Raw genomic sequence first — 23,414 nt, 5'->3', positions numbered from 1 at the left:
GGAGTGTATGAGGTTATTAGAGTTAGGAAAAGCTGGTCTTGAAAAAAGACTGGCTTTTTTGAATATTTTACAAACTCTTTTTGAACATACTCAGTAGATATAGAATTCATCCCCCCTGGGGGCTTGTGAAAACAGAGTGATTTTGATAAAATTTTGACATTATGAGAATTCTATAGTTATTTTGCGCGGAGGAAATATAGTTGGATAAATTACTGGATGAAATCGAAAGCTATTGGAGCACCCGGACGGAGGGGTACTCAGAGGTGAATGAAAAAGAGCTGAAGGGGACTCAGAAGAAGGCATGGCTGGAAACGCTGGAGGCAGGTTTTGAAGTAAGTGAAGCAGGAAAGGCAGAAGCTTTAGAAGTGATAATGACTGGTAAGTCTGTGGAGAAAAATGGAATTACTAACAAAGTAAAAGAGCAGCTTCGCATTCTGGATATCGGCACAGGCCCTGGCTTCTTCCCAATGATTCTGGCAGAGGCGGGCTATCATGTAACAGCGGTAGATTATACGCCTGGAATGTTGGAAAAAGCTGCCCAGAATGCTTCAAAATTTATTGGAGAGAAGAGTAAAAATATTGAATTTAAGAGGATGGATGCCCAGGCGCTTGAGTTTGCAGATGAGAGCTTTGATGTGATCATTTCCAGGAATCTGACCTGGAATCTGCCACAGCCGGAAGCTGCCTACAAGGAATGGCTCAGGGTACTGAAAAAGGGTGGAAAGCTGCTTAATTTTGACGCAAACTGGTACGGTTATCTTTATGATGAGGAGAAGCGTGAGGCTTACGAAAATGATCGCAAAAATGTGGAAAAAGTAAGTCTGGATGACCATTATCTGTGCACGGATATTGACCGTATGGAGAAGATCGCCTTGCAGGTTCCCCTTTCTGAGATAAAACGTCCAGAGTGGGACAGAAAGATTCTGGAAGGCCTGGGAGCAGGGAAAATTGAGATTAATGAGAATATCTGGCAGCAGGTGTGGAGTGAGGAAGAGAAGCTGAATTATGGGTCTACACCGATGTTTATGGTGGAGGTTACGAAGTAAACTGTATGAAATAGTACAACTGTATATAGACTTGAAAAAATAGAAAAGGTACGAATAATAATGAACGATATTATAAATATAGGTGGTTTAAGTGCCGCCCCGGGACAGCGTGTTCACGGTTATATCACTATAGGAAATGGTGAATTTTCCCTTCCGGCAACGATTATCAGAGGCGAAAAAGAGGGCAAAACTGTGCTGGTCACAGCTGGTATCCATGCAGGTGAATATGTGGGAATCCAGAGTGCGGTAGAGCTGGGAAGAGACTTGAAAATTGAGAAGCTGGCAGGCACAGTGATTATCGTTAAGGTGGTGGCAAAAGAGGAATTTGAGCAGCGTCACGGTTCTCTTTGCAGGGAAACAGAAGAGAACCTGAACCGTGTTTTTCCTGGAAAAAAAGAGGGTACAAAGTACGAAAAACTGGCTTATGCAGTAGTGGAAGAGCTGCAGAAAAAAGTGGATTATTACATAGATCTGCATAGTGGAGATGACTATGAAAAGCTGACTCCTTATGTGTATTATGCAGGAAAAGCAGAACCGGAGGTTACAAAAATTTCCCGTCAGATGGCGGAGCAGGTGGATGTACCATATATGGTGAAATCAGAGGTGGCATCTGGAGGAAGTTATAATTATGCGTCATCCATTGGGATTCCGTCTGTACTTCTGGAGAGAGGTCAGATGGGTGGTTGGGATACAGAAGAAGTGCGCTCCATGAAAAGGGATGTGCGTAGCATTCTCCGGTTCCTGGGAATCTATGATGGACATAGAAGTATAAGAAAATACTATCCGTTAAATGTGACAGACGTACAGTATCAGTCCGCTTCCTATACAGGTTTATGGTATCCTCAGAAAAAAGCAGGAGACCTGTTTACAGAAGGGGAAATTCTTGGTTATGTAAAGGACTACGAGGGTCGTATTCTGGAAACCTGTACCTCTTATGGGGATGGTGTAATCCTTTATCAGACAGGATCCCTGCAGGTATTAAAGGACGGGCCGATGGTGGCTTACGGCCGGATCAGTTACGAGGAAGATGACCGGAAAGAGAAAATTGCAGCATACTGGACAAAGAGAAGTGACAGCTTCCTGGAGCAAAGAAGGGCGGAACTTCATAGTCCGCTGGCAGAGCGGTGGCTTGCGGAAATATGGAAATATCTTCCTGAAAAAGAGGCGAAGGATAAGCTTAAAATCCTGGATGTAGGGTGTGGAACCGGCTTTTTTACCATTCTTCTTGCAAAACAGGGACATGAAGTGATCGGTACAGATCTTACTCCGGATATGATCACAAATTCCCGGATTCTTGCAAAAGAAGAAGGGGTAAAATGCGATTTCCAGGTTATGGATGCAGAGTATTTAAGTTTTCCAGATGGAAGTTTTGATGTGGTAATTTCCCGGAATCTGACCTGGACATTGCCAGAGGCTGCGCAGGCTTATAAGGAGTGGTCAAGAGTGTTGAAACCAGGTGGACTTCTGCTGAATTTTGATGCCAATTATGGTGCTGTCAATTTCGCAGAAACCTCTGATCTGCCGGAAAATCATGCCCATAATCAGCTTGGAAATGCACTTATGCAGGAGTGCGAAGACATTAAGCGTCAGCTGCCAATCAGCTCTTATATCCGTCCTGCATGGGATGTGGAAGAGCTTGGAAAGGTGGGAATGGAACGGTTTTCACTTGATCTGGGGGTAAGCCAGAGAGTATATAAAGAGAAGGATGAATTTTATAATCCAACACCGCTGTTTACTATTGCGGCGTATAAAGCGGATTAAAGAAATATGATACCATTGAACCAGATTCTGATGAGGTAGTCAGTGTTTTACATATATACAAAAAGAAGCAGAGGACAAGGCTGTTTTTGCATGTCTTCTGCTTCTTTTCTGGAAAATATTTTCTTTTAGATTACAAAATCCGAATTGGTCATATGTAAAAATGCCATTGTTTTCTCGCTTTTGGGATGGGAGAAGAACTCTTTGGATGGGCCTTCTTCTACGATAACGCCGTCCTCCATGTATACCACCCAGTTGGCTACCTTCCGGGCGAAGTCCATTTCGTGGGTAACTACAACCATGGTAGTTCCTTCATCTGCAAGCTTGCGCATAACGTCCAGAACTTCACCGGTAAGTCTTGGGTCAAGAGCTGAAGTTGGCTCATCGAACAGGACAACTTCAGGGTTGTAAGCAATGGCTCTGGCAATGGCTACACGCTGCTGCTGGCCGCCGGAAAGCTGATCCGGATAGAAGCCTGCCCGGTCTGCCATGCCTACCTTTTCCAGCATGGACATTGCTTTTTTCTTTGCCTCTTCTGGGGAAATCTTGCGGGCAACGGTAAGTCCTTCCAGAACATTATCGAGAGCCGTTTTGTTGCGGAAAAGGTTGTATCCCTGGAAAACAAAACCCATTTTCATTCGCAGCTGACGGATTTCTTTCTTGGTGACAGCTGTGATATCCTTATGGAAATCATCAAAGGTAATTTCTCCTTTATCTGCCTGTTCCAGAAAGCTGATACAGCGCAGAAGAGTGGTTTTTCCGGAACCGCTGTTTCCAAGAACAGCGATAACAGAACCTTTTTCCACTTTGAAATCAACGCCCTTTAACACTTCGTTTGGTCCGAATTTTTTATGGATATTTTTAACTTCCAGCATACTTTTTTCTCACATTCTATTTAATAAAATTTAAAATAATAGTAACTGTTCAGAGCCAACCTTCAAAATGCTTCGCATTTTGAAGGTGTGGCGTATCCGCCAAATGGAATTTTGTACAAAAGTGTTCGTTCATGCAAGCATGACTCACACTTTTGTACGAAATTCCGCTTGGCTCTGAACTGTTACAAATAATGATTTCAGATATCTGAAAATGTTAATCCTGTTATAGAAAGAACAATATTACGGCTCGACTTTCAAAATATCGTTGAAATAGTTATTAGCAACCATCAACACACCCATAGCTGTGATAACGACAATCTGCTCTTCTGTAAATTCCTCTTTCAGCTTTGTATAAATCTCATCCGGAATATTTTTAGGATCTTTTGCAAGAGCACGGCCAAAGGCAATCAGAAGTTCTTCTTTCTCTGTAAACTCAAAAGTATCAAAGTCGATTCCGTTCTCTTTCAGAAGCTTATGGAAATAGGTGCTGCACACCAGGCACTCATTTTCTTCGGAAATGGCGTATTCGAAGAAGTCACCGGCTCTTTTCCCGATCAGTCTCTGGAGCTCGCGGTCAAGGGTGTAAGAGCTGTCCTCGATTGCTTTGAATGCTTCGATATTGTGAAGAAGGGTAAGCTTCTCGTTGGAGAGCTTGTATCCCTGTGCAAGATGATCCTCGATTACTTTTTTCTCTTTTTCTCCGGCTGTTTCCAGATTGATTTTTGAAATATAAGACATGATTATTCTCCTTTCACTGATACCGGTGTATTCCATATCAGCTTTTTCTCAAAGTAGTTTTGTATCCATGTTAAAACGGTACAAATCATCAGATAGATGACAGCTGCTTCGCAGTACAGTGCAAATGGTTCATAGGTTCTTGCTGCAATCTGCTGGGCAGTGGTGAACAGTTCCACAACTGTGATGCTGGATGCCAGGGAAGTGTCCTTGGTCAGTCCGATCAGGGAATTGAACAGTGGTGGAAAAGCAATGCGGAATGCCTGTGGCATTACAATCCGGGTCATAGTCTGACGGTAGTTCAGTCCAATCATGTAAGCGGCTTCTGTCTGGCCTTCTGGTACGGCCTGTATTGCAGAACGGAAAATCTCAGCATTGTAAGCACCAAGGTTTAACGCGAATGCAATGACTGCTGAAGGAAAGGCATCCAGGATGATGCCTACAGACGGCAGACCGAAGAAAATGATAAACAGCTGAACAATCAAAGGGGTTCCTCTGAATACCCATATGTAAAAACGTGCAAACTGTTTCAGTCCCTTTACATTAGCAATTTGTACCAAGGCAAGAAATAGAGCTATGATACAGCCAAATACAAAGGATAATAAGGTAAGCGGGATTGTAACTTTAATTCCGGGAATGAGAATTCTGGTGAAAGAAGATACCAGGATTCCTGCTAAACGTTCACTCATAATTGTTTCCTTTTACTTTCGGTTATTTGTAACTATTTTGCATCAGATGTTTTGCAAATTGGTTTTGAATGGTTACGGTTATTTAAGTTATTTCAGATCAAAGATCCTCTCATAGAGGATGTCCCCTGAACAGGCAACTGCCATTCCGGCGAGAACAGCAATCTGCTCATCGTTGAAATTTTTATGAAGAGCAACTCGCACTGTTTCCGGGATCTGTCCGTTATTTTGGACAACGGCTGTGGCAAAGTCGATCACGGCCTGATCTTTTTCATCGTAATCTGGTTTGTCCGGGTTAATGCCCTGGTCGGTCAGACATTTGGTATAGTATTCGGTACAAATGGAGGAGTGGCTTAAGGCTGCAATGGTATATTCCAAAAGGTCACCGTAGCGCTTGCCAACCAGCTTTTGAACTTCGGCATCCATTCGCCAGGCACTTTCCTCTACTGTGTCATAGACAATATAATTCTTCAGCTGCCAGGCAATTTTACGGGAACGAGTCAGATTCTCACGACCGTTTTTATCCAGATATTCTTTGACTGCACTGGGGGCTGTTTCATAAGTAACTGGTTCAATCCAGGACATTTTATTTCCTCCTGAGTTTGATTGGGGATATATTAGATTAAATTGGAGAGGTGTTACGGGCATGTAACTTCTCCTTGTAGTAACTGTGGATATGCTACGAAATGGTAACATATCCACACTGTAAATTTTGTGAGGGTTTTGGGTAAATTAAGTAATGCTAACGATTGGCATTGGTTTTGCCAGTATTTTAGTTCGCGTCTGCATTTTCTTCTGTAGTATCTGCCGCTGAATCCTCTGCGCTGTCTGCAGAAGCGGCATCAGTGGAGTCTGCATCAGCTGTTTCATCCTGTGGCTGAGTAAAGTCTGTACCGAAATAATCCTCAGAGAGCTTGCTTAAGGTGCCGTCTTCTTTCAGCTCGTCGATTGCCTTCTGAACTGCGTCATATAAAGCGGTTTCACCTTTCTTGATCGGTACTGCATAGGTATCTACTACATCTGGAATCACAAATGCGACTTTCAGATTTGCATCCGGGTGCTGCTGAAGATACTCGTTAAATACAACTGAGTTAAAGGTTGTAAAATCTGCACGGCCAGATTCAATCAGGGATACTGCCTCGTCTGCTGTGCTGATCTGTACCAGGGAAGCACCTGCGTCTTCCAGGATGTCAAGGTAAGCGGTTGTTGCTGTGTTTGCAACTTTTTTGCCATCAAGGGAAGCCATATCTACGATATCGTCGTTATCTTTGGCAACAACGATCTGCTGTGTAATGTAGAAGTATGGTCCTGCGAAATCGTATTTCTCTTTACGCTCATCGGTGATACTTACTGCATTGATAACTGTGTCGAGACGTCCGCTGTCGATTCCGGCAAGAAGGGAATCCCAGTCAGATTCTGTGAAATCTGCTTCTACGCCAAGTTTGTCTGCGATTGCCTTTGCAACTTCTACATCAAATCCGGTAAGATCGCCGTTATCATCATGATAGGTATATGGAGGATAGGTTCCTTCCACACCGACTTTCAGCTTTCCGGATTCCTGAATCTGGGAAAGTTCATCATCAGCTGCGTAAGCCATACTGCATGTTGCCAGAACTCCTGTTAATACTGCTGCAATTCCTAAGGTTAAGATGCTCTTTCTCATAATTGTTTCCTCCTCGTATTTGTTCTCTAGTTATGCACTAGGTTTAATATGTTTAGAATGGTAACATAGAAAAGTGTGGTTGTCAATTACAGAATGGGAATAACAGGCTATAGGGAATGCCTATAACGCACTGTGACTGCTTGTGTTTTATATATTACAAAAATCCATAGCTTGACTAAATAGGAAGATATGGTAAAGTGGAAGAAAGATGATGTGAGAAAGGGAAGGATATGCTGGATTTAAAACAATTAAACTACTTTATTACATGTGCAGAAACTGGTTCTATCAGCGAAGCTGCGAAGCTTCTCTATACGACACAGCCCAGTGTGAGTAAGGCAATCAAAGCGCTGGAAAACGATATGGGGACAGTGCTGTTCGACCGGATGCCCCGGGGAATCACGCTTACGGCAAAGGGCCGTGAGGCATACCGTTATGCGTGCAGAATTGTGAATGATTCCAGAATGCTGGAGAAAATGAGCAGGAAAAATATGGCAAGATATCTGCGTATCTCATTGAATCCAAGTTCCTGGTTTACCAATCAGTTTGTGGAATTTTATAAGGATAATTATGAAAAAGACTATCATTTTGAGATTTACACCGCAGGTGTGCGCACAGTGATGGAACGAGTCCGGGATTATCTGTCTGATATTGGCTTTGTGTATGTGATGGAGCAGCAGATTAAGGAATTTCAGTATGAATTATCGAAGAACCGTCTGTCTTTTTATACGATGCAGGAAAGTACGGCGACTTTTTATCCGGGAAGACGAAACAAGCTGTACCAGACGGGACAAGTTAACCAGCAAGGACAAGCAGAGCAGCAAGGACAGGCAGATCAGCCAGGCCAGGAGATACCCATGGAGAAAAAGACAGATCTGCAAAAGCCTGACCAGAAATGGAAAGTTAGTATGGACGAGATGAAGCAGCTGCGTTTTATTCAGAACTACAGGGATGAATTCCTGGAATTAGGTGACAGGGAGAAGCGTGGTGTGTTCAGCTGGGAGGAGCTGGATGTTGCGGTCATTACAAACAGCGACTATATTATGGAAAAAATGCTTCGGGAAACGGATCTTTCCAATATAAGTGGAAGCTATCTTTCTGATGATAAGAAAGCTGCAAACAAAGGAATCCCGCTGGAATTTAAGAAAAACAAGATTTATTTCGGATATATCAGAAGAAAAAACGATGAGCAAAATGAGATGATAGATGAGCTTCTGGAATTTTTGGATGAGAAGCTGAAGCAGGATAAATTAAAGGATACGGAAGATAAGTGATATTCCCAAAATAGAAAAAAACATGCGAAATAGGAATGGCTTATAACCCCCTGGGTGGGTTGTAGGCTTTTTTTATTTCTGTTAAACTGATAAAAGCTTACAGGTAAGCCAGATGCCACGGAGTACATTATTGCTATTGGCATTGGTATCATATGATTTTTTTGTTTATGACACCTGCGCAGGCAGGTGATTTTTTTGGAGAATATATGAAAAAATACGTAATCAAACGTCTGCTTCAGTTGATTCCCATTTTGTTTGCCATTACATTTTTGTCCTATGGCATGATGAGAATTGCCGGAAGCGATGTTGTCACACAAAAGATGGAAAACACAGGAGGAGTGGTTTCAGAAGCCACACTGGATGCGGCAAGGGAGCAGCTGGGGCTTGATAAACCTTTTTTAACCCAGTATTTTGTATGGCTTGGAAAGCTGCTTCATGGAGACATGGGAAACAGCTATGTATCCGGTTTTTCAGTTTTTGATACATTCTTGTCAAAACTTCCGGCTACATTGCTTCTGACTGTGACGTCCATACTGCTTACGATCCTGATATCCATACCTTTGGGGATTTTGTCAGCAGTGAAGCAGAATTCGGTGATCGATTATGTGATCCGTTTTTGCAGCTTTATTGGAAACAGTCTGCCGAATTTCTTTGTTTCTCTTTTATTAATGTATTTTCTGGCTATCCGCCTGAGAATCTATCCTGTCATAGCCAAGGATGTAAGCCTGAAAAGCGTGGCTATGCCAGCCATTACCCTGGCAATCGCCATGTCAGCGAAATATCTGCGGCAGGTCCGGGCAACTGTGCTGGATGAACTTGGCAAGGATTATGTTGCTGGTGCAAAAGCGCGGGGAATCCGGTTTTCCGTTACCTTATGGAAAAGCATCATGAAGGCTTCCATGGTTACGATCATTACCCTGCTGATGTTGTCTGTAGGAAATCTTCTTGGTGGAACGGCTATTGTGGAGTCCATATTTATGTGGGACGGAGTTGGAAAAATGGCAGTAGATGCTATTTCCATGCGTGATTATCCGATCATCCAGGCATATGTGATGTGGATGGCAATCATCTATGTAGTCGTGAATCTGCTCACGGATCTGTCCTACCGGTTCCTGGATCCGAGAATCCGTCTGGGAGGTGTGAAACAGTGAGTGAGGAAAAAAATAAAAAAGTAACCGTGCGTGTCCAGAAGCTAAAAAAAAGTCATATGAAACAAAAACTGATCTTCTTTCTGATACTGGCGACCGGGCTGGTAGTGCTTGCTGTTTTTTCAGACCGTCTGTGTCCCTATGATCCCTACGAACAGGATCTTTCCAGTGCGCTGCAGGCACCAAGCCTTGCGCACCCTATGGGAACGGATACATATGGAAGGGATATGCTGTCCAGAGTGATCAGTGGAGCGCGAGCCAGTATTTTTTCCACATTTATTCTGGTTGCAGTGATCTCTGTTTTCGGAACGTTGGTAGGCGTATGCTGTGGCTATTATGGTGGATTCCTGGATGGAATCATGATGAGAATTTCGGATATCTGCCTTGCATTTCCAGGGCTGGTGTTTGCTATGGCAATTGCTGCCATTCTTGGAGGTGGTATTCAGAATGCGATCATTGCACTGGCAGTGATCAGCTGGCCGAAATATTCTCGGATTGCCAGAAGCCAGACACTGGCTTTGAAAAATGAGCCCTATATCCATGCTGCTATACTTTCCGGTGACAGTTCAGTCCAGATCATGTGTCGGCATGTATTTCCAAATATGCTAGGGCCTGTTCTTGTAACGGCAATGCTGGATATTGGAACGATGATGATGGAACTGGCCGGGCTTTCCTTTCTGGGGCTTGGGGCACAGATTCCAATGGCAGAATGGGGCAGCATGATGAGCAGTGGCAGAAGTATGATCCAGACTTATCCATGGGTGGTTTTATCACCAGGAATCGCAATTTTTATCTCTGTGGCTATTTTTAATCTGCTTGGTGATACAGTCCGGGATTACCTGGATCCGAAGAATAAATGTGTCAGGTAACCGAAGAAACGAAAAACCATTTTGCGGATACGTTACACCGACGAAATGCGAAGCGTTTTGGAGGTTGGCTTTGAAAGTTACAAAAAAATAATAAAGAGGAAAAAGGAGAAGGTAAGTGAAAACACGGAAAATTCTGACTGCCTTATTAACGCTGGGAGTAAGTGTCAGTTTAACGGCAATGCCTGCACTGGCAGAGGAAAAGAAAACATTTGTATTTGGAGATACTACCTTTAATGCCGAGAATGAGGAGGCTGATATCAATCCACAGAATACCTATGCCGGATGGGCGTGCATCCGCTATGGAGTAGGGGAGACACTGTTCCGCTATTCCGATACTATGGAGATTGAGCCATGGATCGCAAAGGAATACGAAAATGTGGATGAGCTGACCTGGAAGATCACACTGAATGATAATGTGGTATTTTCCAATGGACGTGCCTGTGATGGAGAGGCTGTAAAAGAGTGCCTGGAGTCTTTGGTTGCAAATCATGAGCGTGCAGCAGGAGATCTTTGTATTGACACTATTGAAACGGATGGGAATACAGTTACGATCAAGACCACAGAGCCGAAGCCTGCTCTGATCAATTATTTAAGTGATCCATATGGCTGCATCATTGATGTACAGGCTGGAATTACAGATAATGGAATTGTGATCGGCACAGGCCCATATGTGGCAACTGATCTGGTGACAGATGACCATCTTAATCTTGTGAAAAATGAAAATTACTGGAATGGGGATGTAAATGTGGATGAGATCACCGTACGGACTATTTCTGATGGGGACACACTGGCGTTTGCACTTCAGGCTGGTGAGATCAATGCTGCTTATGGAATGGCGTATGCAAGCTATCCTTTATTTGAAAATGATGATTATACATTTTCCAGTACAGCAACAAGCCGTGCTTTCTACGCGTGGATGAACTTTGAAAGCCCGGTAACCTCTGATCCGGCAGTACGTAAGGCAATTGCCATGGGAATCGATAAAGAAAGTTTCGTATCGGTACTGCTGAACGGATATGGGTATCCGGCAGTCGGTGCATTCCCGGATACTTTTTCCTTTGGCGGACAGAATGTGGATACCCAGAGCTATGATCCAGATGGCGCCAAGGCAGTTCTGGAGGAAGCGGGATGGGTTGATTCCGATGGTGACGGAATCCGGGAGAAAGACGGTCAGAAGCTTGTGATTCGCTGGCTTACCTATCCAAGCCGTCAGGAACTTCCCCTTCTTGCAGAATCTGCACAGGCAACCTTAAAGGATATCGGTATGGATGTTCAGGTAAATTGTACATCCGATAACAATACGATCCGTAAAGATCCTACTTTATGGGATGTATATGCAAGTGCGATGGTAACAGCGCCTACAGGGGATCCACAGTATTTCTTCACCTCCTGTGCATTAGATGCATCTGTTTCCAATAATGGTCATTATCACAGCGATAAGCTGGAGGAACTGGCAAAAGAGATGGAAAATGAATTTGATACAGAGAAGCGTGCAGAACTGGGAATTCAGATGCAGCAGACTATTTTGGATGACAATGCGTATGTATTTTGTTCCCATCTGAGAATGAGTATGATCATGCAGTCAAATGTAACCGGACTGGTGGCTCATCCATGTGATTACTATGAATTGACTGCCGATCTGGATATAAATTAAACAGAAGGAGAAGCTGTATGCCTGAAGATAAAAATTACAAAATGGATGAAAACAAAATACTGACCTATGAATCTGTGGAAATATCATTTTCGGGGAAAGCAGTGGTCCATGATGTGAATTTCTCTTTACAGCCAGGCGAGATCCTGGGTCTTGTGGGAGAGTCAGGCAGTGGAAAAAGTACTCTGATCAAAGCCGCAATGGGATTACTTGGTGCAGATGGACTTGTGACAAGAGGTGATATCTGTTATAAAGGGCAGAATATTCTGGACATTCCGGAAAAGGAAAAAAGAAAGCTTAGGGGGGCGCAGCTTGGAATGATCTTCCAGGATGCCGGAGCTTCTCTTTGTCCGATACGTACCATTGGGGAACAGATTTATGAGAGCATGCGGGCACATGAAAAAGTAACACGGAGCCAGGCAAAAGGCCGGGCAATGGAATTGTTTGAAAAGCTGGATTTTAAGGATTGCCAGAGGGTGTGGGAAAGTTATCCCTTTGAATTATCCGGAGGAATGAATCAGAGAGCCGGAATAGCCATTGCCATGCTGATGAATCCCCCTGTATTGTTTGCGGATGAGCCTACCAGTGCCCTGGATGTATCAGTTCAGAGACAGGTAGTTGCACAGATGCTTCATTTAAGAGAATTGTTCGGAACTGCGATTGTGATCGTAACCCATGATATTGGTGTGGTCAGTGCCATGGCGGACACGGTGTTGGTTCTAAAGGATGGGAAAGAGATGGAATACGGCCCGGCAAAAGAGGTGCTTGAAAATCCACAGAATCCTTACACAAAGAAATTATTATCAGCAGTACCAAAGTTACGGAGGCAGGCGAAAGAATGAGTGTACTTTTGGAAGCAGAGCATTTGACAAAAGTTTTTCATGTAGGAAAAACTTCCTTAACTGCAGTGAACGATGTAAGTTTTTCCCTGCAGTCGGGGGAGGCTCTTGGAATTGTAGGGGAATCCGGTTCCGGAAAAAGTACGCTTGCCAAAATGCTTACCCGTCTGACTGATATAACTGCTGGTACCCTGAGATTTGAAGGAAAGGATATTACAAAGCTGAAAGGGCGGAAACTCCGGGAGATATATGGAAATATCCAGATGGTTTTCCAGAATCCTGTCGGTTCCTTTGATCCAAGAAGAACATTAGGGGACGGAATTGGAGAGAGTCTTCGCAATCAGGGGTTGAAAAAAGCAGATGTGGAGAAAAAAGTTACGGAGCTGTTGGAGCAATGCGGGCTGGATGCAGGATTTGCAAAGCGCTATCCTCATGAGGTAAGTGGGGGACAGTGTCAGAGAGCGGCAATCGCCAGGGCACTGGCGGTACAGCCAAAGCTGCTGATCTGTGATGAAGCCACCAGTGCTCTGGATGTGACGATTCAGAAGCAGATCATGGAACTTCTGGAAGAATTAAAAGAAAAGCATGGCTTCTCTTTCATTTTTATCTGTCATAATCTGGCACTGGTGCAGATGTTCTGTGACAAAGTGCTGGTTCTTTATGAAGGTCAGGTAGTGGAACACGGAATACCGGATGACATTATCAATGAGCCCAAAGAGGCGTACACCAGGAAGCTGGTGGATGCAGTTTTTTAACTGTGTCCACTGGCTTTTTTGTATACAAACACGTTCTGGGAAAGCATTAAATGAGGTATTCCATAAAATGAAAGTTTTATGCAAAATAGGAATGGCAGCACATCCCCTGTGGGGGCTTGTGACAGCTTGTATATCTGTTAAAATAGTCTTGTAGCAAGGCAGAGAAAATGCCACAATGCCAACTCTTATACATAGTTGCATGTAAGACCTCCACTGGAGCCTTTTTCAAACACGCTCTAAAATTACATGTAAGATTTTCCCTGAAAAACAGTTGTAAGCCTGTAACTTATAACTGCTTTTCTTTTGTAGAAAAGTTATGGAGCGTATAAGGTGTTTGCTGCCTGCCCGGGTATGGGCGAAAATAAAAGGAGAAGGAGAAAAGGATGAAAAACAGGAGATTAATGGGTGTGTTACTGGCAGGAGTAATGGCTGCAACTTTGCCAACAGCAGTATTTGCAGAAGAAAGTAATGAAACACTGGTGTATGGAAGCGGAGATTATACCAGAATCAATCCGGCAATGGATGAGCATGGGGAAATCAATATACTGATTTTTAACGGACTGACTGCCCACGACGGGGAGAACCAGGTGGTTCCTGGACTGGCCAAGAGCTGGGATTATGATGAAGAGACCTATACATATACGTTCCATCTTGCAGAGGATGTGAAATGGCATGATGGAGAACCATTTACAGCAGAGGATGTGAAGTTTACCATTGAGGCGATCATGAATCCGGAAAACGGTTCTGAAAATGCGCCAAATTATGAGGAGGTAGAGGAAATTACAGTTGTGGATGAACATACGGTTTCTTTTAAGCTGGATGCGCCCAATGTAGCATTTCTTGACTATATGACGATGGCTGTTCTTCCGAAGCACCTTCTGGAGGGCGAAGATATGCAGACTTCTGATTTCTTCTGTAATCCTGTAGGTACAGGTCCTTATAAGCTGGAGAGCTGGGATGAAGGACAGGCAATCACGCTGGTAAAGAATGAAGATTATTTTAAAGGTGCGCCGAATATTGATACGGTTGTATTTAAGATCGTACCGGATGATAATGCAAAAGCATTGCAGCTGAAATCCGGTGAGCTGGATCTGGCGCTTCTGACACCTAAGGATGCAGCTTCATTTGCAGGTGAGGAAGCATATACCTGTTATGATATGAAAACCTCAGATTACCGTGGAATCCTGTTCAATTTCTGGAATGAATACTGGCAGAAAAACAGAGATCTTATTCCGGCAGTCTGCTACGGAATCGACAGACAGGCAATCATTGATGCGGTGCTTCTGGGACAGGGGATGACTGCATATGGTCCTCTTCAGAGAAATATTTATAACAATGAGGAGGTGGAGCATTACGATTATGATCCTCAAAAGGCAAAAGCAGTCCTGGAAGAAGCTGGATGTGAAATGGGGGACGACGGCTTCTATTACCGTGATGGAGAAAAGGTAGGCTTTGTTATCAGTGTGGGAGCCGGAGATCAGGTGCGTGTGGATATTGCCCAGATTGCAGCACAGCAGCTGCAGCAGATCGGCATGGACGTTACTGTTGAAATTCCCGCACAGGTTGACTGGGGCGGACAGATGGCATATCTGATCGGATGGGGAAGCCCATTTGATGCAGATGACCACACCTACAAAGTATTTGGCACAGATAAAGGTGCAAATTATTCCGGATATTCCAATGAACTGGTGGATAAATATCTGACAGAAGCGCGTCAGTCTGATGATCCGGAAGTCCGTGCAGAGGCATACGATAAATTCCAGGAAGAACTGGCAAAGGATCCGGCATATGCATTTATCTGCTATATTGATGCCAATTACGTGGCAGATGCAGATATTCAGGGAATCGATCCGGATACTGTTATGGGACACCATGGTGTGGGTATTTTCTGGAATGTGGCAGATTGGACGATTACAGAACAGGCTGATCAGTGAAATGGAGAAATTACTGGAAGTCAGAAACCTGTCTGTATCCTTTGAAAGCACCAAAGGAGAGGTACAGGCAGTCAGAAATGTGTCTTTTTCCCTGGACAAAGGAGAAGTGCTGGCAATCGTGGGAGAATCCGGATGCGGAAAAAGTGTTTTATGCAAAAGCATTATGAAGCTGCTTCCCAAAAGCGCAAGGATAAAAGCGGGAACGATTCTGGTCAACGGAATGGACATTACAGACTACAGGGAACGGGACATGCAGAGAATCAGAGGCAAGGTCTTTTCCATGATCTTTCAGGATCCAATGACATCTTTGAATCCAACTATAAAAATTGGTGAGCAGATCGCTGAGGCGATTCTGCTCCATGACAAAAGAAAAACAAAAGAGCAGGTTTATAAAAAGGTAATAGAACTGATGGAACTGGTTGGAATCCAGCAGGCAAAGGAAAGGTATCATTCGTATCCTTATAATTTCTCAGGTGGAATGAGACAGAGAAGTGTGATGGCAATCGCACTGGCAGCAGATCCCAAAATCCTTCTGGCAGATGAGCCGACTACGGCTCTGGATGTGACGATTCAGGCCCAGATATTGGATCTCCTCAGGGAAATACAGGAAAAAATGGGAACAGCCACGATTCTGGTGTCCCATGATCTGGGGGTGGTAGCCAGGGCTGCAGACCGGGTGGCGGTCATGTATGCCGGGAAAATCGTAGAAATCGGAACAGCAGAAGAAATCTATTATGATCCCAGACATCCATATACCTGGGGGCTTATGAAGTCCTTGCCTTATTTTTCAAAAGGAAAAGAGACTCTTTATACAATTCCGGGAATGCCGCCGTCTCTGCTTGACCCGCCGAAAGGAGATGCCTATGCCTGCAGAAATGAATATGCACTTGGAATTGACTATGAAGAGATGCCACCAATGTTCCGGATTACAGATACCCACTATGCGGCTACCTGGCTTCTGGATGAACGGGCACCTGGGATCATTCCGCCTGTAGGAGGAAAAATGCATTGAACAGGGAAGTCTTAGTGGATGTGAAACATCTGACCCACCAGTTTCATCTGACCAAAAAGCTGGTGATCTCTGCACTGGATGATGTTTCCTTTCAGATTTATAAAGGTGAAGTTTTCGGACTGGTAGGAGAATCCGGTTCTGGGAAATCGACAGCTGCCAGATGTCTTATGAATATTTATCAGCCGTCTGCAGGGGAAATCTGTTATGACGGAATCAATATCTGCGACAAAAAACAATTCAGAAAAAACAAAAAAATACTTCAGGCGAAAAGGCAGATGGTATTTCAGGATTCAGCATCCAGCCTGAATCCCAGAATGAAGGTGGCAGATATTATTCAGGAGCCTATGAAAATCAATCATGTTGTTCCGCCAAGAGGCAGTATCAGTAAAGAGGCAGAGTTCCAGATGGAATATGTAGGTCTGGACAGAAGCTTTCTGGAGCGTTATCCTTCAGAGCTGTCAGGTGGACAGAGACAGAGAGTAGCAATCGCCAGGGCTCTTAGCATGGAACCGGAATTTCTGGTAGCAGATGAGCCGGTTGCATCCCTTGATGTATCAATTCAGGCCCAGGTGATCAATCTTTTCAGACATTTGCAGAAAGAGCATGGATTTACCTTTTTGTTTATTGCCCATGATCTTGCCATGGTAGAGTATCTATGTGACAGGGTCGGGGTGATGTATCACGGACAATTAGTGGAGATCGGTCCGGCAAAGGAGGTATTTTCTAATCCAGGACACGGATATACCAAAACACTTTTATCTGCAATTCCAATCCCGGATCCCATAAGGGAAAGAAAACGAAAGATACAGATATACGAAGAAAACGACTGGACAGCAGGAGAAATGCAGGAGATTTCTCCTGGACATTATGTTCTGGAAAAGAAAGGAGGAAACCAAAATGCCGAAGCGTAACCGTCTGTGGTATTACGGAAAGAAAATTCTTGCTTTTTTGTTCAGTGTTCTGGTTCTGGCAGTTGTGGTATTTTATGTGGCACGTCTTGCCCCGGGAGATCCATTGGTGTCCTATTACGGGGACCGGACGGAGAAAATGAGTCCTGCAGAGCGGGAATGGGCAATGGAAAAGCTGGGACTGAATGAGCCTATCTATGTACAATATATAAAATGGATCAAAAATGCAGTTCAGGGTGATTTTGGAATTTCGTTCAAGTACAAACAGGATGTTCTGGAGGTGATCCAGGGAAGAATCGTAAATACCCTGCTTCTTGGCGGAATTGGATTTCTGTTTATTTTCGCTGGCTCATTGTTGCTTGGTATATTTTGTGCATGGCAGGAAGAACGGTGGATAGACCGGATCCTGTGCAGGATCGGAACCATCTCAAGCTGCATTCCGGAATTCTGGCTGTCACTTGTACTGATCCTGATCTTTGCAGTGACTTTACGGGTTTTGCCAAGCAGTGGTGCTTATTCCACTGGAAAGGCGAAGGATATAGGGGACAGAACCATACATCTTATTTTACCTCTTACAGTTGTGATACTGGAACATCTCTGGTATTACGCTTATATGATACGCAACAAGCTTCTGGAAGAGGTGCGGGCAGAGTATGTGCTTCTGGCAAAGTCCAAGGGATTGGGGAAAAGGGATATTCTTTTGAAACACTGTCTGAGAAATGTGATGCCTGCATATCTTAGCATTATGGCGATTGCGGTTCCACATGTGCTTGGGGGTACCTTCGTAGTGGAAAGTGTATTTTCTTATCCGGGAATCGGGGCATTGTCTTATGAAAGTACCAGATATCACGATTACAATCTCCTCATGCTTTTATGTATAATATCTGGTATTTTTGTGATTTTCTGCAATATGCTGAGCCAGATTATCAATGAACATATTGATCCCAGGATAAAGGCAAATGAAGTGACGGAGATGTCGGAGGTAAAAAAGTATGACGGGGACATCTTTTGAAATTGTAGGTGCGCATGAAACAGATTGTGGAAAAGCTGCTGTAAAAAAGAAGTGGTAGCAGGGAAAACCACTTCTGTCAATGATTGTTCTTCTGGTGATCTTTTCCGGCTGCATATGTGCTGAAATTGTGATGACAAAAGACCCTGTTTATATGGATCTGCTCAATTATAATAAGGCACCTGGACGGGAGTTTTTGTTTGGAACAGACACGATGGGACGGGATATTTTTTCCATGATCTGGTATGGAGGAAGAATTTCTTTGCTGATCGGAATTTTATCTACGGTTATTTCTGTCTTTATTGCTGTCGTGATAGGTTCTTTCAGTGGAATATCCCCACAATGGCTGGATAATCTGATCATGCGTTTTACGGAGATTTTTCTAAGTATTCCCTCCCTGCTGCTGGTGGTTTTGCTGCAGGCGATTCTTGGAAAAGCGAATATACTGAGTCTGTCTGTTGTGATCGGACTGACCAGCTGGACAAGTATTGCCAAAGTAATCCGTACGGAAGTACGGCAGATCAAAAGCAGTGAGTATGTCCTCGCATCCAGATGTATGGGTGGGGGATTTTTCCATATACTCTGGCGCCATCTGGCACCGAATTTCGTTTCCTCGATCATGTTCATGGTGGTGATGAATGTAAGAAGTGCGATCATTTCAGAATCTACGCTCAGTTTTATGGGAATAGGTCTGCCAGTGGAGGTAATCTCCTGGGGAAGTATGCTGTCTCTGTCGGAAAAGGCTTTGATGACAAACTCCTGGTGGATTATTGTGATCCCAGGCGCGTTTCTGATCGTGACCTTATTGTGTCTGACTGAGATTGGAAATTATATGCGGAAAAATGTGAATCGGAAAGAAAGTAATCTATGATTCCGGGGAAATTAAAGAACAATAATTTCAGTGAAAATATCAGATATAAGTGGCGAACCCAATCTATTTATAAACCCGGGTGAACCAAAAATCAAGAAGTAAATTCCACAAAAAAACATCACGAAAAAAAATATGTTTGGTTAATCATAATTGAAACAGGTGGCTATAATAAGGGACGTAAAAAGAAAAAAGAAGTACTTAACAAAACCTCTTTGTTGAAGGCTGCTAAGCGTTTCAGAATTTTGGAGGAAAAGATAAATGAATACTTTAAAAGCTGAAAAAAGAAGCATGGACGTCAAAGCAAAGAAATTAAGAAGAGAAGGATTTGTAACAGGTAACCTGTTCGGCAGAGAAATCGAAGGTTCCATTCCCCTTAAGTTCACCAAAAAAGAGATTGAAGTTCTGTTAAAGAACAACAACAAAGGAAGCCAGGTAATGCTGGAGCTGGATGGTAAGACCTACGATGCGCTGATCAAGGAAGTTGATTATAATCCCCTTGCACATACAGTAGAAGAGGTAGATTTCCAGGCACTGGTAAGCAATGAGATGGTTCATTCCACTGCTGAGATCATTCTGGAAAATGAAGAGAAGGTTATGTCCGGTGTTCTGCAGGATGAGTTGAAAGAAGTTGCATACAAAGCACTTCCGGCTGATCTGGTTGACAAGATTAAAGTGGATGTTGCAGGTATGAAGATTGGTGATACTCTCCGTGTGAAAGACCTTGAGATCGCTAAGAATAAAAATATCCATATTACAACCGATCTGGAAGCTGTTATCGCAACCGTTACTCCGGTACACAATGTAGTTCCGGAGACCGAGACTGAGGATGCTGAGGCTGCTGAAGAGAAATAAGCAGGTTTAATGCATAGGTTTTATTTTGAACCAAGTGTGGTGCCTGATTGAATATGTAGTGATGTAAGAAGCTGTTTGCTAAGAAATTGGCAGGCAGCTTCTTTTTATACTGTGATAACTAGAGCCGGGCCTGTTTTAGTGATAAAAGGATTTCACAAATTTCAGAAACTGCTTAACATGTGGCTTCAATATCCGGTTCTTGCTGTAGACGATATAAAAGGTCCGGGTTGCTTCTTCGTGGTTTAATGGGAACATCAGAATCTGATGGGTATCGGCAAGGTCCTTTGCGGAGCAGGCAGAAAGGATGGAGATGCCAAGGCCTCCGGCTACAGACTTACGGATTGCTTCCAGGTCATTCATGCGGGCAACAATGTGAAGGGAGGAATCTGGGATATTGTGTGCTTCCAGGTAACGGTCGATTTCTTTTTTGGTTCCGGAACCGGTTTCGCGCATAATAAAAGGTTCTTTGAGAAAGTCAGAAATATCCAGATTTCCGGAATTAGATTTCTGTTCATATTGAAGATAATGTTCATTCACAGGGGTGGCAATCACCAGTTTGTCTTTACAAAAGGGGATAAAAAAGCAGTCTGGCTCGTCAAAGGTATTTCCCACAAGAGCCATATCCACACTGCCATCCAGAACCCTTGAGATGGCACCGAGGCTGTCAGATTGCCAGGAGTGGAAATATACGTCTGGTACCTGGCTGTTAAAGTCACTTAAGATTCCGGGCAGCAGATAGGAAGAAGGAATGGTGGAAACTGCAAGATCGATGATCTTTTTGTTCTCTCCGGTAAATTCTGCGATGATATTGCTGCGCATGTTCAGCATATTGGAGGCACAGTCGTAAAGCTGAAGTCCCCGCTGGGTGATGGTCAGCTTCTTAGTGGTGCGGATCAATAAACGGGAGTTCAATTCCTGTTCCAGGGAATTGATGTGGGCGCTGATGGTGGGCTGAGTCAGATTCAGCTGCCTGGCTGCTTCGGAGAAGCTTTTATTTTCTACAACAGCCACAAAGGCTTCTAATTGTTTAAATTCCATAGAGGTATATACGCAGTAAAAACACTGGTTCCTTTCTCAAAGACTAGCTAAGTGTTGCTAATTTATATCTGAGTTTATAAATCCAAAATCTTCCTTAATCCCTGGAGGGCAAAATCCAGCTCACTTTTTGTATTTTCCGGCCCGAAGGAGAAACGAATGGTTCCGGCCGGGTAAGTGCCAAGTGTCTTGTGGGCATTGGGAGCGCAGTGGAGTCCGACTCTGGTCATAACGTCATATGCACTGTCCAGCTGCCATGCTACCTGGGACATGTCGATTTCTGGTGTCTGAATCGAAACCACCGCACTTCGGTCAGAAAGGTCTTTTTTCCCAACAATGCGAATGTGTCTGCCAGTATCGTCCAGCGCCTGCAGCTGTTCCAGAAAATAACTGGTAAGTGCCAATTCTTTTTTATATATCGTCTGCAAAGGCTGTGTTTTTAGAAACAAAAGTGCTTCATGGAGGCCATAAATTCCAGGCAGATTCGGGGTTCCGGGTTCAAACCTGTCCGGCAGGAAATCCGGAACCTCTTCTGTGTGGGAAATACTTCCGGTGCCGCCGGAAATCAGTGGTTCCATCTGCTCTGCAAGCTCCTGGGATACCAGGAAACCACCTGTACCTTGTGGCCCCCGAAGTCCCTTGTGTCCGGTAAAAGCCAGCGCGTCAATATGTGCTTCTTCCATATCAATAGGAAGAATTCCGGCTGTCTGGGCTGAGTCTACAATAAAATAAAGATGGTGCTTCTGGCAGATTTCACCTATTGCGGTAAGGGGCATTATAGTTCCACATACATTGGAAGCGTGGAGTGTGACAATGGCTTTGGTTTCAGGCTTTATCAGAGGTTCTATCTGTTCCAGGATCATAGAGCCATCTTCTTTGCATGGGATACGGTCAAAGCAGACTCCACGGGAGGCCAGCTGGACGACCGGGCGCATAACTGCATTGTGTTCCATGGCAGATACCAGGATGTGATCGCCGGGTTTCAGAAGTCCTTTTAATATAAAATTTAAGCTGGTAGTGATATTTGGTGTAAAAATTACATTTTTGCATTTGGAAAAGTGGAAAAGCTCTGCCAGCAGCTGGCGGGTTTCGTAGACCACTTCTTCAGCAGAATAAGCATCTGAGTAGCAGCCCCGGTTTATATTGGTTCCATTTTGGGTCAGGTAGTCCATCATAGCCTGGGCGACGCCTGGGGCTTTTGGAAAAGAGGTGCTGGCCTGGTCGAGGTAGATTCGGTTCATGGTGGATGGTCCTTTCGTCTGTGAAATATTGAAATTATAATAACATAATTTATAGAAAAAATCTATAGAACTATAAAAAAGTCCCATATAATCAATTAGAGTATTCTGAAAAAACATGCTAAAATAGAGAAAAGATTTGACATTTGTACAAGGAGGAAAGAGTATGAAAGAAACATTGTCAAAGAAAGAGACGCCTATGATCATTGGCGCGGGTATTATCATAGGAATCATTGCGGTAGCACTGGTTTATTTTGGAAATCCTGCAAACATGGGATTTTGTATCGCATGCTTTCTGCGTGATACCACTGGTGCACTGGGATTTCATTCCGCAGCAGCGGTACAGTACATACGTCCTGAGATCGTGGGCCTGGTTCTTGGTTCCTGTATTCTGGCACTGGCAACCAGGGAATTTAAGCCAAGAGGCGGTTCAGCCCCTGTTACCCGTTTCGTGATCGGAATGTTCGTTATGATCGGATGCCTGATGTTTCTTGGATGTCCGTTCCGTATGATTCTGCGTCTTGCCGGTGGTGACTTTAACGCGATTTTTGGTCTGATCGGATTTATTGTGGGAATTCTTGCCGGCGTATTTTTCCTGAAAAAAGGTTACACACTGAAACGCTCTTACAAGATGCAGCCCATTGAAGGTGGTATTTTCCCAGTTGTGGAAATCGGAATTCTGGTGCTTCTTATCGCGGCACCTGCATTTATTCATTTTACAGAAGCAGACGGCGGCCCTGGTGCAAAACATGCGGCAATCGCCATTTCCCTGATCGCAGGTCTTCTGGTTGGAGCACTGGCTCAGAGGACCCGTCTTTGCATGGTTGGCGGTATCCGTGATGTGGTTCTGTTTGGCGAGTGGAAGCTTTTACTTGGATTTGTTGCGATTCTGGTAAGTGCACTGATCGGAAATATAATCCTTGGCTATTTCAATCCTGGATTTGCAGGTCAGCCGATCGCACATACGGATGGTCTGTGGAATGCACTTGGAATGGCTCTTGCCGGATTTGGCTGTGTACTTCTGGGTGGCTGCCCGCTTCGTCAGCTGGTACTGGCAGGAGAGGGAAACACTGATTCTGCGATCACGGTATTCGGTCTGATGGCTGGCGCTGCTGTAGCACATAACTTTGGACTGGCTTCTTCAGGAGAAGGTCCGACAGCAAATGGTAAGATTGCAGTTGTGATCGGTTTTGTGGTATTGATCGTGATTGCTACAGTCAATTCCATGCGTAAGAGCGAAGCGTGAATCTAAGTTGAGA

Annotated in this window: 22 protein-coding genes; 15 read left to right on the top strand and 7 right to left on the bottom strand. The window is 44.0% G+C overall.

Annotated features, from left to right (window positions below):
* Positions 1-200 precede the first annotated feature (200 nt).
* Together ACTQWB_RS10590 and ACTQWB_RS10585 are read left to right on the top strand one after the other, a co-directional pair.
* Complete coding sequence (locus tag ACTQWB_RS10590; protein ID WP_441501634.1) at positions 201-1,046, top strand: class I SAM-dependent methyltransferase; 846 nt, start codon at positions 201-203, stop codon at positions 1,044-1,046.
* Positions 1,047-1,106: 60 nt separating this feature from the next.
* Positions 1,107-2,807, top strand: a complete 1,701-nt coding sequence (locus tag ACTQWB_RS10585) for a methyltransferase domain-containing protein (RefSeq protein ID WP_441501635.1) — start codon at positions 1,107-1,109, stop codon at positions 2,805-2,807.
* A gap of 125 nt (positions 2,808-2,932) precedes the next feature.
* Here ACTQWB_RS10585 and ACTQWB_RS10580 read toward each other — a convergent pair whose 3' ends face one another.
* The 5 genes from ACTQWB_RS10580 to ACTQWB_RS10560 form a co-directional block, all read right to left on the bottom strand.
* The gene (locus tag ACTQWB_RS10580) at positions 2,933-3,679 is read right to left on the bottom strand and encodes an amino acid ABC transporter ATP-binding protein (RefSeq protein ID WP_441501636.1); all 747 of its coding nucleotides are present in this window, start codon (positions 3,677-3,679) and stop codon (positions 2,933-2,935) included.
* Positions 3,680-3,919: 240 nt separating this feature from the next.
* Positions 3,920-4,417 (bottom strand): carboxymuconolactone decarboxylase family protein, encoded by a 498-nt coding sequence (locus ACTQWB_RS10575; RefSeq protein ID WP_441501637.1) that lies wholly within the window; start codon positions 4,415-4,417, stop codon positions 3,920-3,922.
* A 2-nt stretch (positions 4,418-4,419) separates the two neighbouring features.
* Positions 4,420-5,103, bottom strand: coding sequence for an amino acid ABC transporter permease (locus ACTQWB_RS10570; RefSeq protein ID WP_441501638.1), 684 nt, complete (start codon positions 5,101-5,103; stop codon positions 4,420-4,422).
* A gap of 87 nt (positions 5,104-5,190) precedes the next feature.
* Positions 5,191-5,685, bottom strand: coding sequence for a hypothetical protein (locus ACTQWB_RS10565; protein ID WP_441501639.1), 495 nt, complete (start codon positions 5,683-5,685; stop codon positions 5,191-5,193).
* A 187-nt stretch (positions 5,686-5,872) separates the two neighbouring features.
* Positions 5,873-6,763 (bottom strand): transporter substrate-binding domain-containing protein, encoded by an 891-nt coding sequence (locus tag ACTQWB_RS10560; protein WP_441501640.1) that lies wholly within the window; start codon positions 6,761-6,763, stop codon positions 5,873-5,875.
* 230 nt (positions 6,764-6,993) lie between these two features.
* Between ACTQWB_RS10560 and ACTQWB_RS10555 the strand changes: the two genes are divergently transcribed.
* The 12 genes from ACTQWB_RS10555 to ACTQWB_RS10500 all read left to right on the top strand — a co-directional run bounded on the left by ACTQWB_RS10555 (position 6,994) and on the right by ACTQWB_RS10500 (position 19,882).
* A complete protein-coding gene (locus tag ACTQWB_RS10555) occupies positions 6,994-8,034 on the top strand; it encodes a LysR family transcriptional regulator (RefSeq protein ID WP_441501641.1) in 1,041 nt (346 codons plus the stop codon).
* Between the two features lie 206 nt (positions 8,035-8,240).
* Positions 8,241-9,185 carry an ABC transporter permease gene (locus tag ACTQWB_RS10550; protein ID WP_441501642.1) on the top strand — a complete coding sequence of 315 codons (945 nt, stop codon included), beginning with the start codon at positions 8,241-8,243 and terminating at the stop codon, positions 9,183-9,185.
* Between the two features lie 56 nt (positions 9,186-9,241).
* Positions 9,242-10,051: a nickel transporter permease gene (nikC, locus tag ACTQWB_RS10545; protein WP_441501726.1), complete on the top strand. Its 810-nt coding sequence runs from the start codon at positions 9,242-9,244 to the stop codon at positions 10,049-10,051.
* 115 nt (positions 10,052-10,166) lie between these two features.
* A complete protein-coding gene (locus tag ACTQWB_RS10540; RefSeq protein ID WP_441501643.1) occupies positions 10,167-11,705 on the top strand; it encodes an ABC transporter substrate-binding protein in 1,539 nt (512 codons plus the stop codon).
* A gap of 17 nt (positions 11,706-11,722) precedes the next feature.
* Positions 11,723-12,544, top strand: coding sequence for an ABC transporter ATP-binding protein (locus ACTQWB_RS10535; RefSeq protein ID WP_441501644.1), 822 nt, complete (start codon positions 11,723-11,725; stop codon positions 12,542-12,544).
* Positions 12,541-13,296, top strand: coding sequence for an ABC transporter ATP-binding protein (locus ACTQWB_RS10530; RefSeq protein WP_441501645.1), 756 nt, complete (start codon positions 12,541-12,543; stop codon positions 13,294-13,296). The genes ACTQWB_RS10535 and ACTQWB_RS10530 overlap by 4 nt, the downstream gene beginning before the upstream one ends.
* A 383-nt stretch (positions 13,297-13,679) precedes the next feature.
* Positions 13,680-15,230 (top strand): ABC transporter substrate-binding protein, encoded by a 1,551-nt coding sequence (locus tag ACTQWB_RS10525; RefSeq protein ID WP_441501646.1) that lies wholly within the window; start codon positions 13,680-13,682, stop codon positions 15,228-15,230.
* A 1-nt stretch (position 15,231) separates the two neighbouring features.
* Complete coding sequence (locus tag ACTQWB_RS10520) at positions 15,232-16,242, top strand: ABC transporter ATP-binding protein (RefSeq protein WP_441501647.1); 1,011 nt, start codon at positions 15,232-15,234, stop codon at positions 16,240-16,242.
* Positions 16,239-17,153, top strand: coding sequence for an ATP-binding cassette domain-containing protein (locus tag ACTQWB_RS10515; RefSeq protein ID WP_441501648.1), 915 nt, complete (start codon positions 16,239-16,241; stop codon positions 17,151-17,153). Before ACTQWB_RS10520 ends, ACTQWB_RS10515 begins: the two co-directional genes overlap by 4 nt.
* Complete coding sequence (locus tag ACTQWB_RS10510) at positions 17,140-18,162, top strand: ABC transporter permease (RefSeq protein ID WP_441501649.1); 1,023 nt, start codon at positions 17,140-17,142, stop codon at positions 18,160-18,162. Before ACTQWB_RS10515 ends, ACTQWB_RS10510 begins: the two co-directional genes overlap by 14 nt.
* A gap of 79 nt (positions 18,163-18,241) precedes the next feature.
* Positions 18,242-19,030, top strand: a complete 789-nt coding sequence (locus ACTQWB_RS10505) for an ABC transporter permease (protein ID WP_441501650.1) — start codon at positions 18,242-18,244, stop codon at positions 19,028-19,030.
* 258 nt (positions 19,031-19,288) lie between these two features.
* Positions 19,289-19,882 carry a 50S ribosomal protein L25 gene (locus tag ACTQWB_RS10500; RefSeq protein ID WP_441501651.1) on the top strand — a complete coding sequence of 198 codons (594 nt, stop codon included), beginning with the start codon at positions 19,289-19,291 and terminating at the stop codon, positions 19,880-19,882.
* A gap of 135 nt (positions 19,883-20,017) precedes the next feature.
* Here ACTQWB_RS10500 and ACTQWB_RS10495 read toward each other — a convergent pair whose 3' ends face one another.
* Both ACTQWB_RS10495 and ACTQWB_RS10490 read right to left on the bottom strand, forming a co-directional pair.
* Positions 20,018-20,920 carry a selenium metabolism-associated LysR family transcriptional regulator gene (locus tag ACTQWB_RS10495; RefSeq protein ID WP_441501652.1) on the bottom strand — a complete coding sequence of 301 codons (903 nt, stop codon included), beginning with the start codon at positions 20,918-20,920 and terminating at the stop codon, positions 20,018-20,020.
* Between the two features lie 74 nt (positions 20,921-20,994).
* Positions 20,995-22,158, bottom strand: a complete 1,164-nt coding sequence (locus ACTQWB_RS10490; RefSeq protein ID WP_441501653.1) for an aminotransferase class V-fold PLP-dependent enzyme — start codon at positions 22,156-22,158, stop codon at positions 20,995-20,997.
* A gap of 163 nt (positions 22,159-22,321) precedes the next feature.
* On the opposite strand from ACTQWB_RS10490, the gene yedE reads away from it, so the two are divergent.
* Entirely contained in the window at positions 22,322-23,401 is a 1,080-nt protein-coding gene (gene yedE, locus ACTQWB_RS10485) for a YedE family putative selenium transporter (RefSeq protein ID WP_441501654.1), read from the top strand.
* The last annotated feature ends 13 nt before the right edge of the window (positions 23,402-23,414 follow it).

The organism is Blautia sp. HCP3S3_H10_2 (assembly GCF_052122375.1).
GTDB lineage: Bacteria > Bacillota > Clostridia > Lachnospirales > Lachnospiraceae > Blautia_A.
Note: the sequence above shows the minus strand (reverse complement) of the source record. Positions and strands in the feature narration are given on the sequence as shown.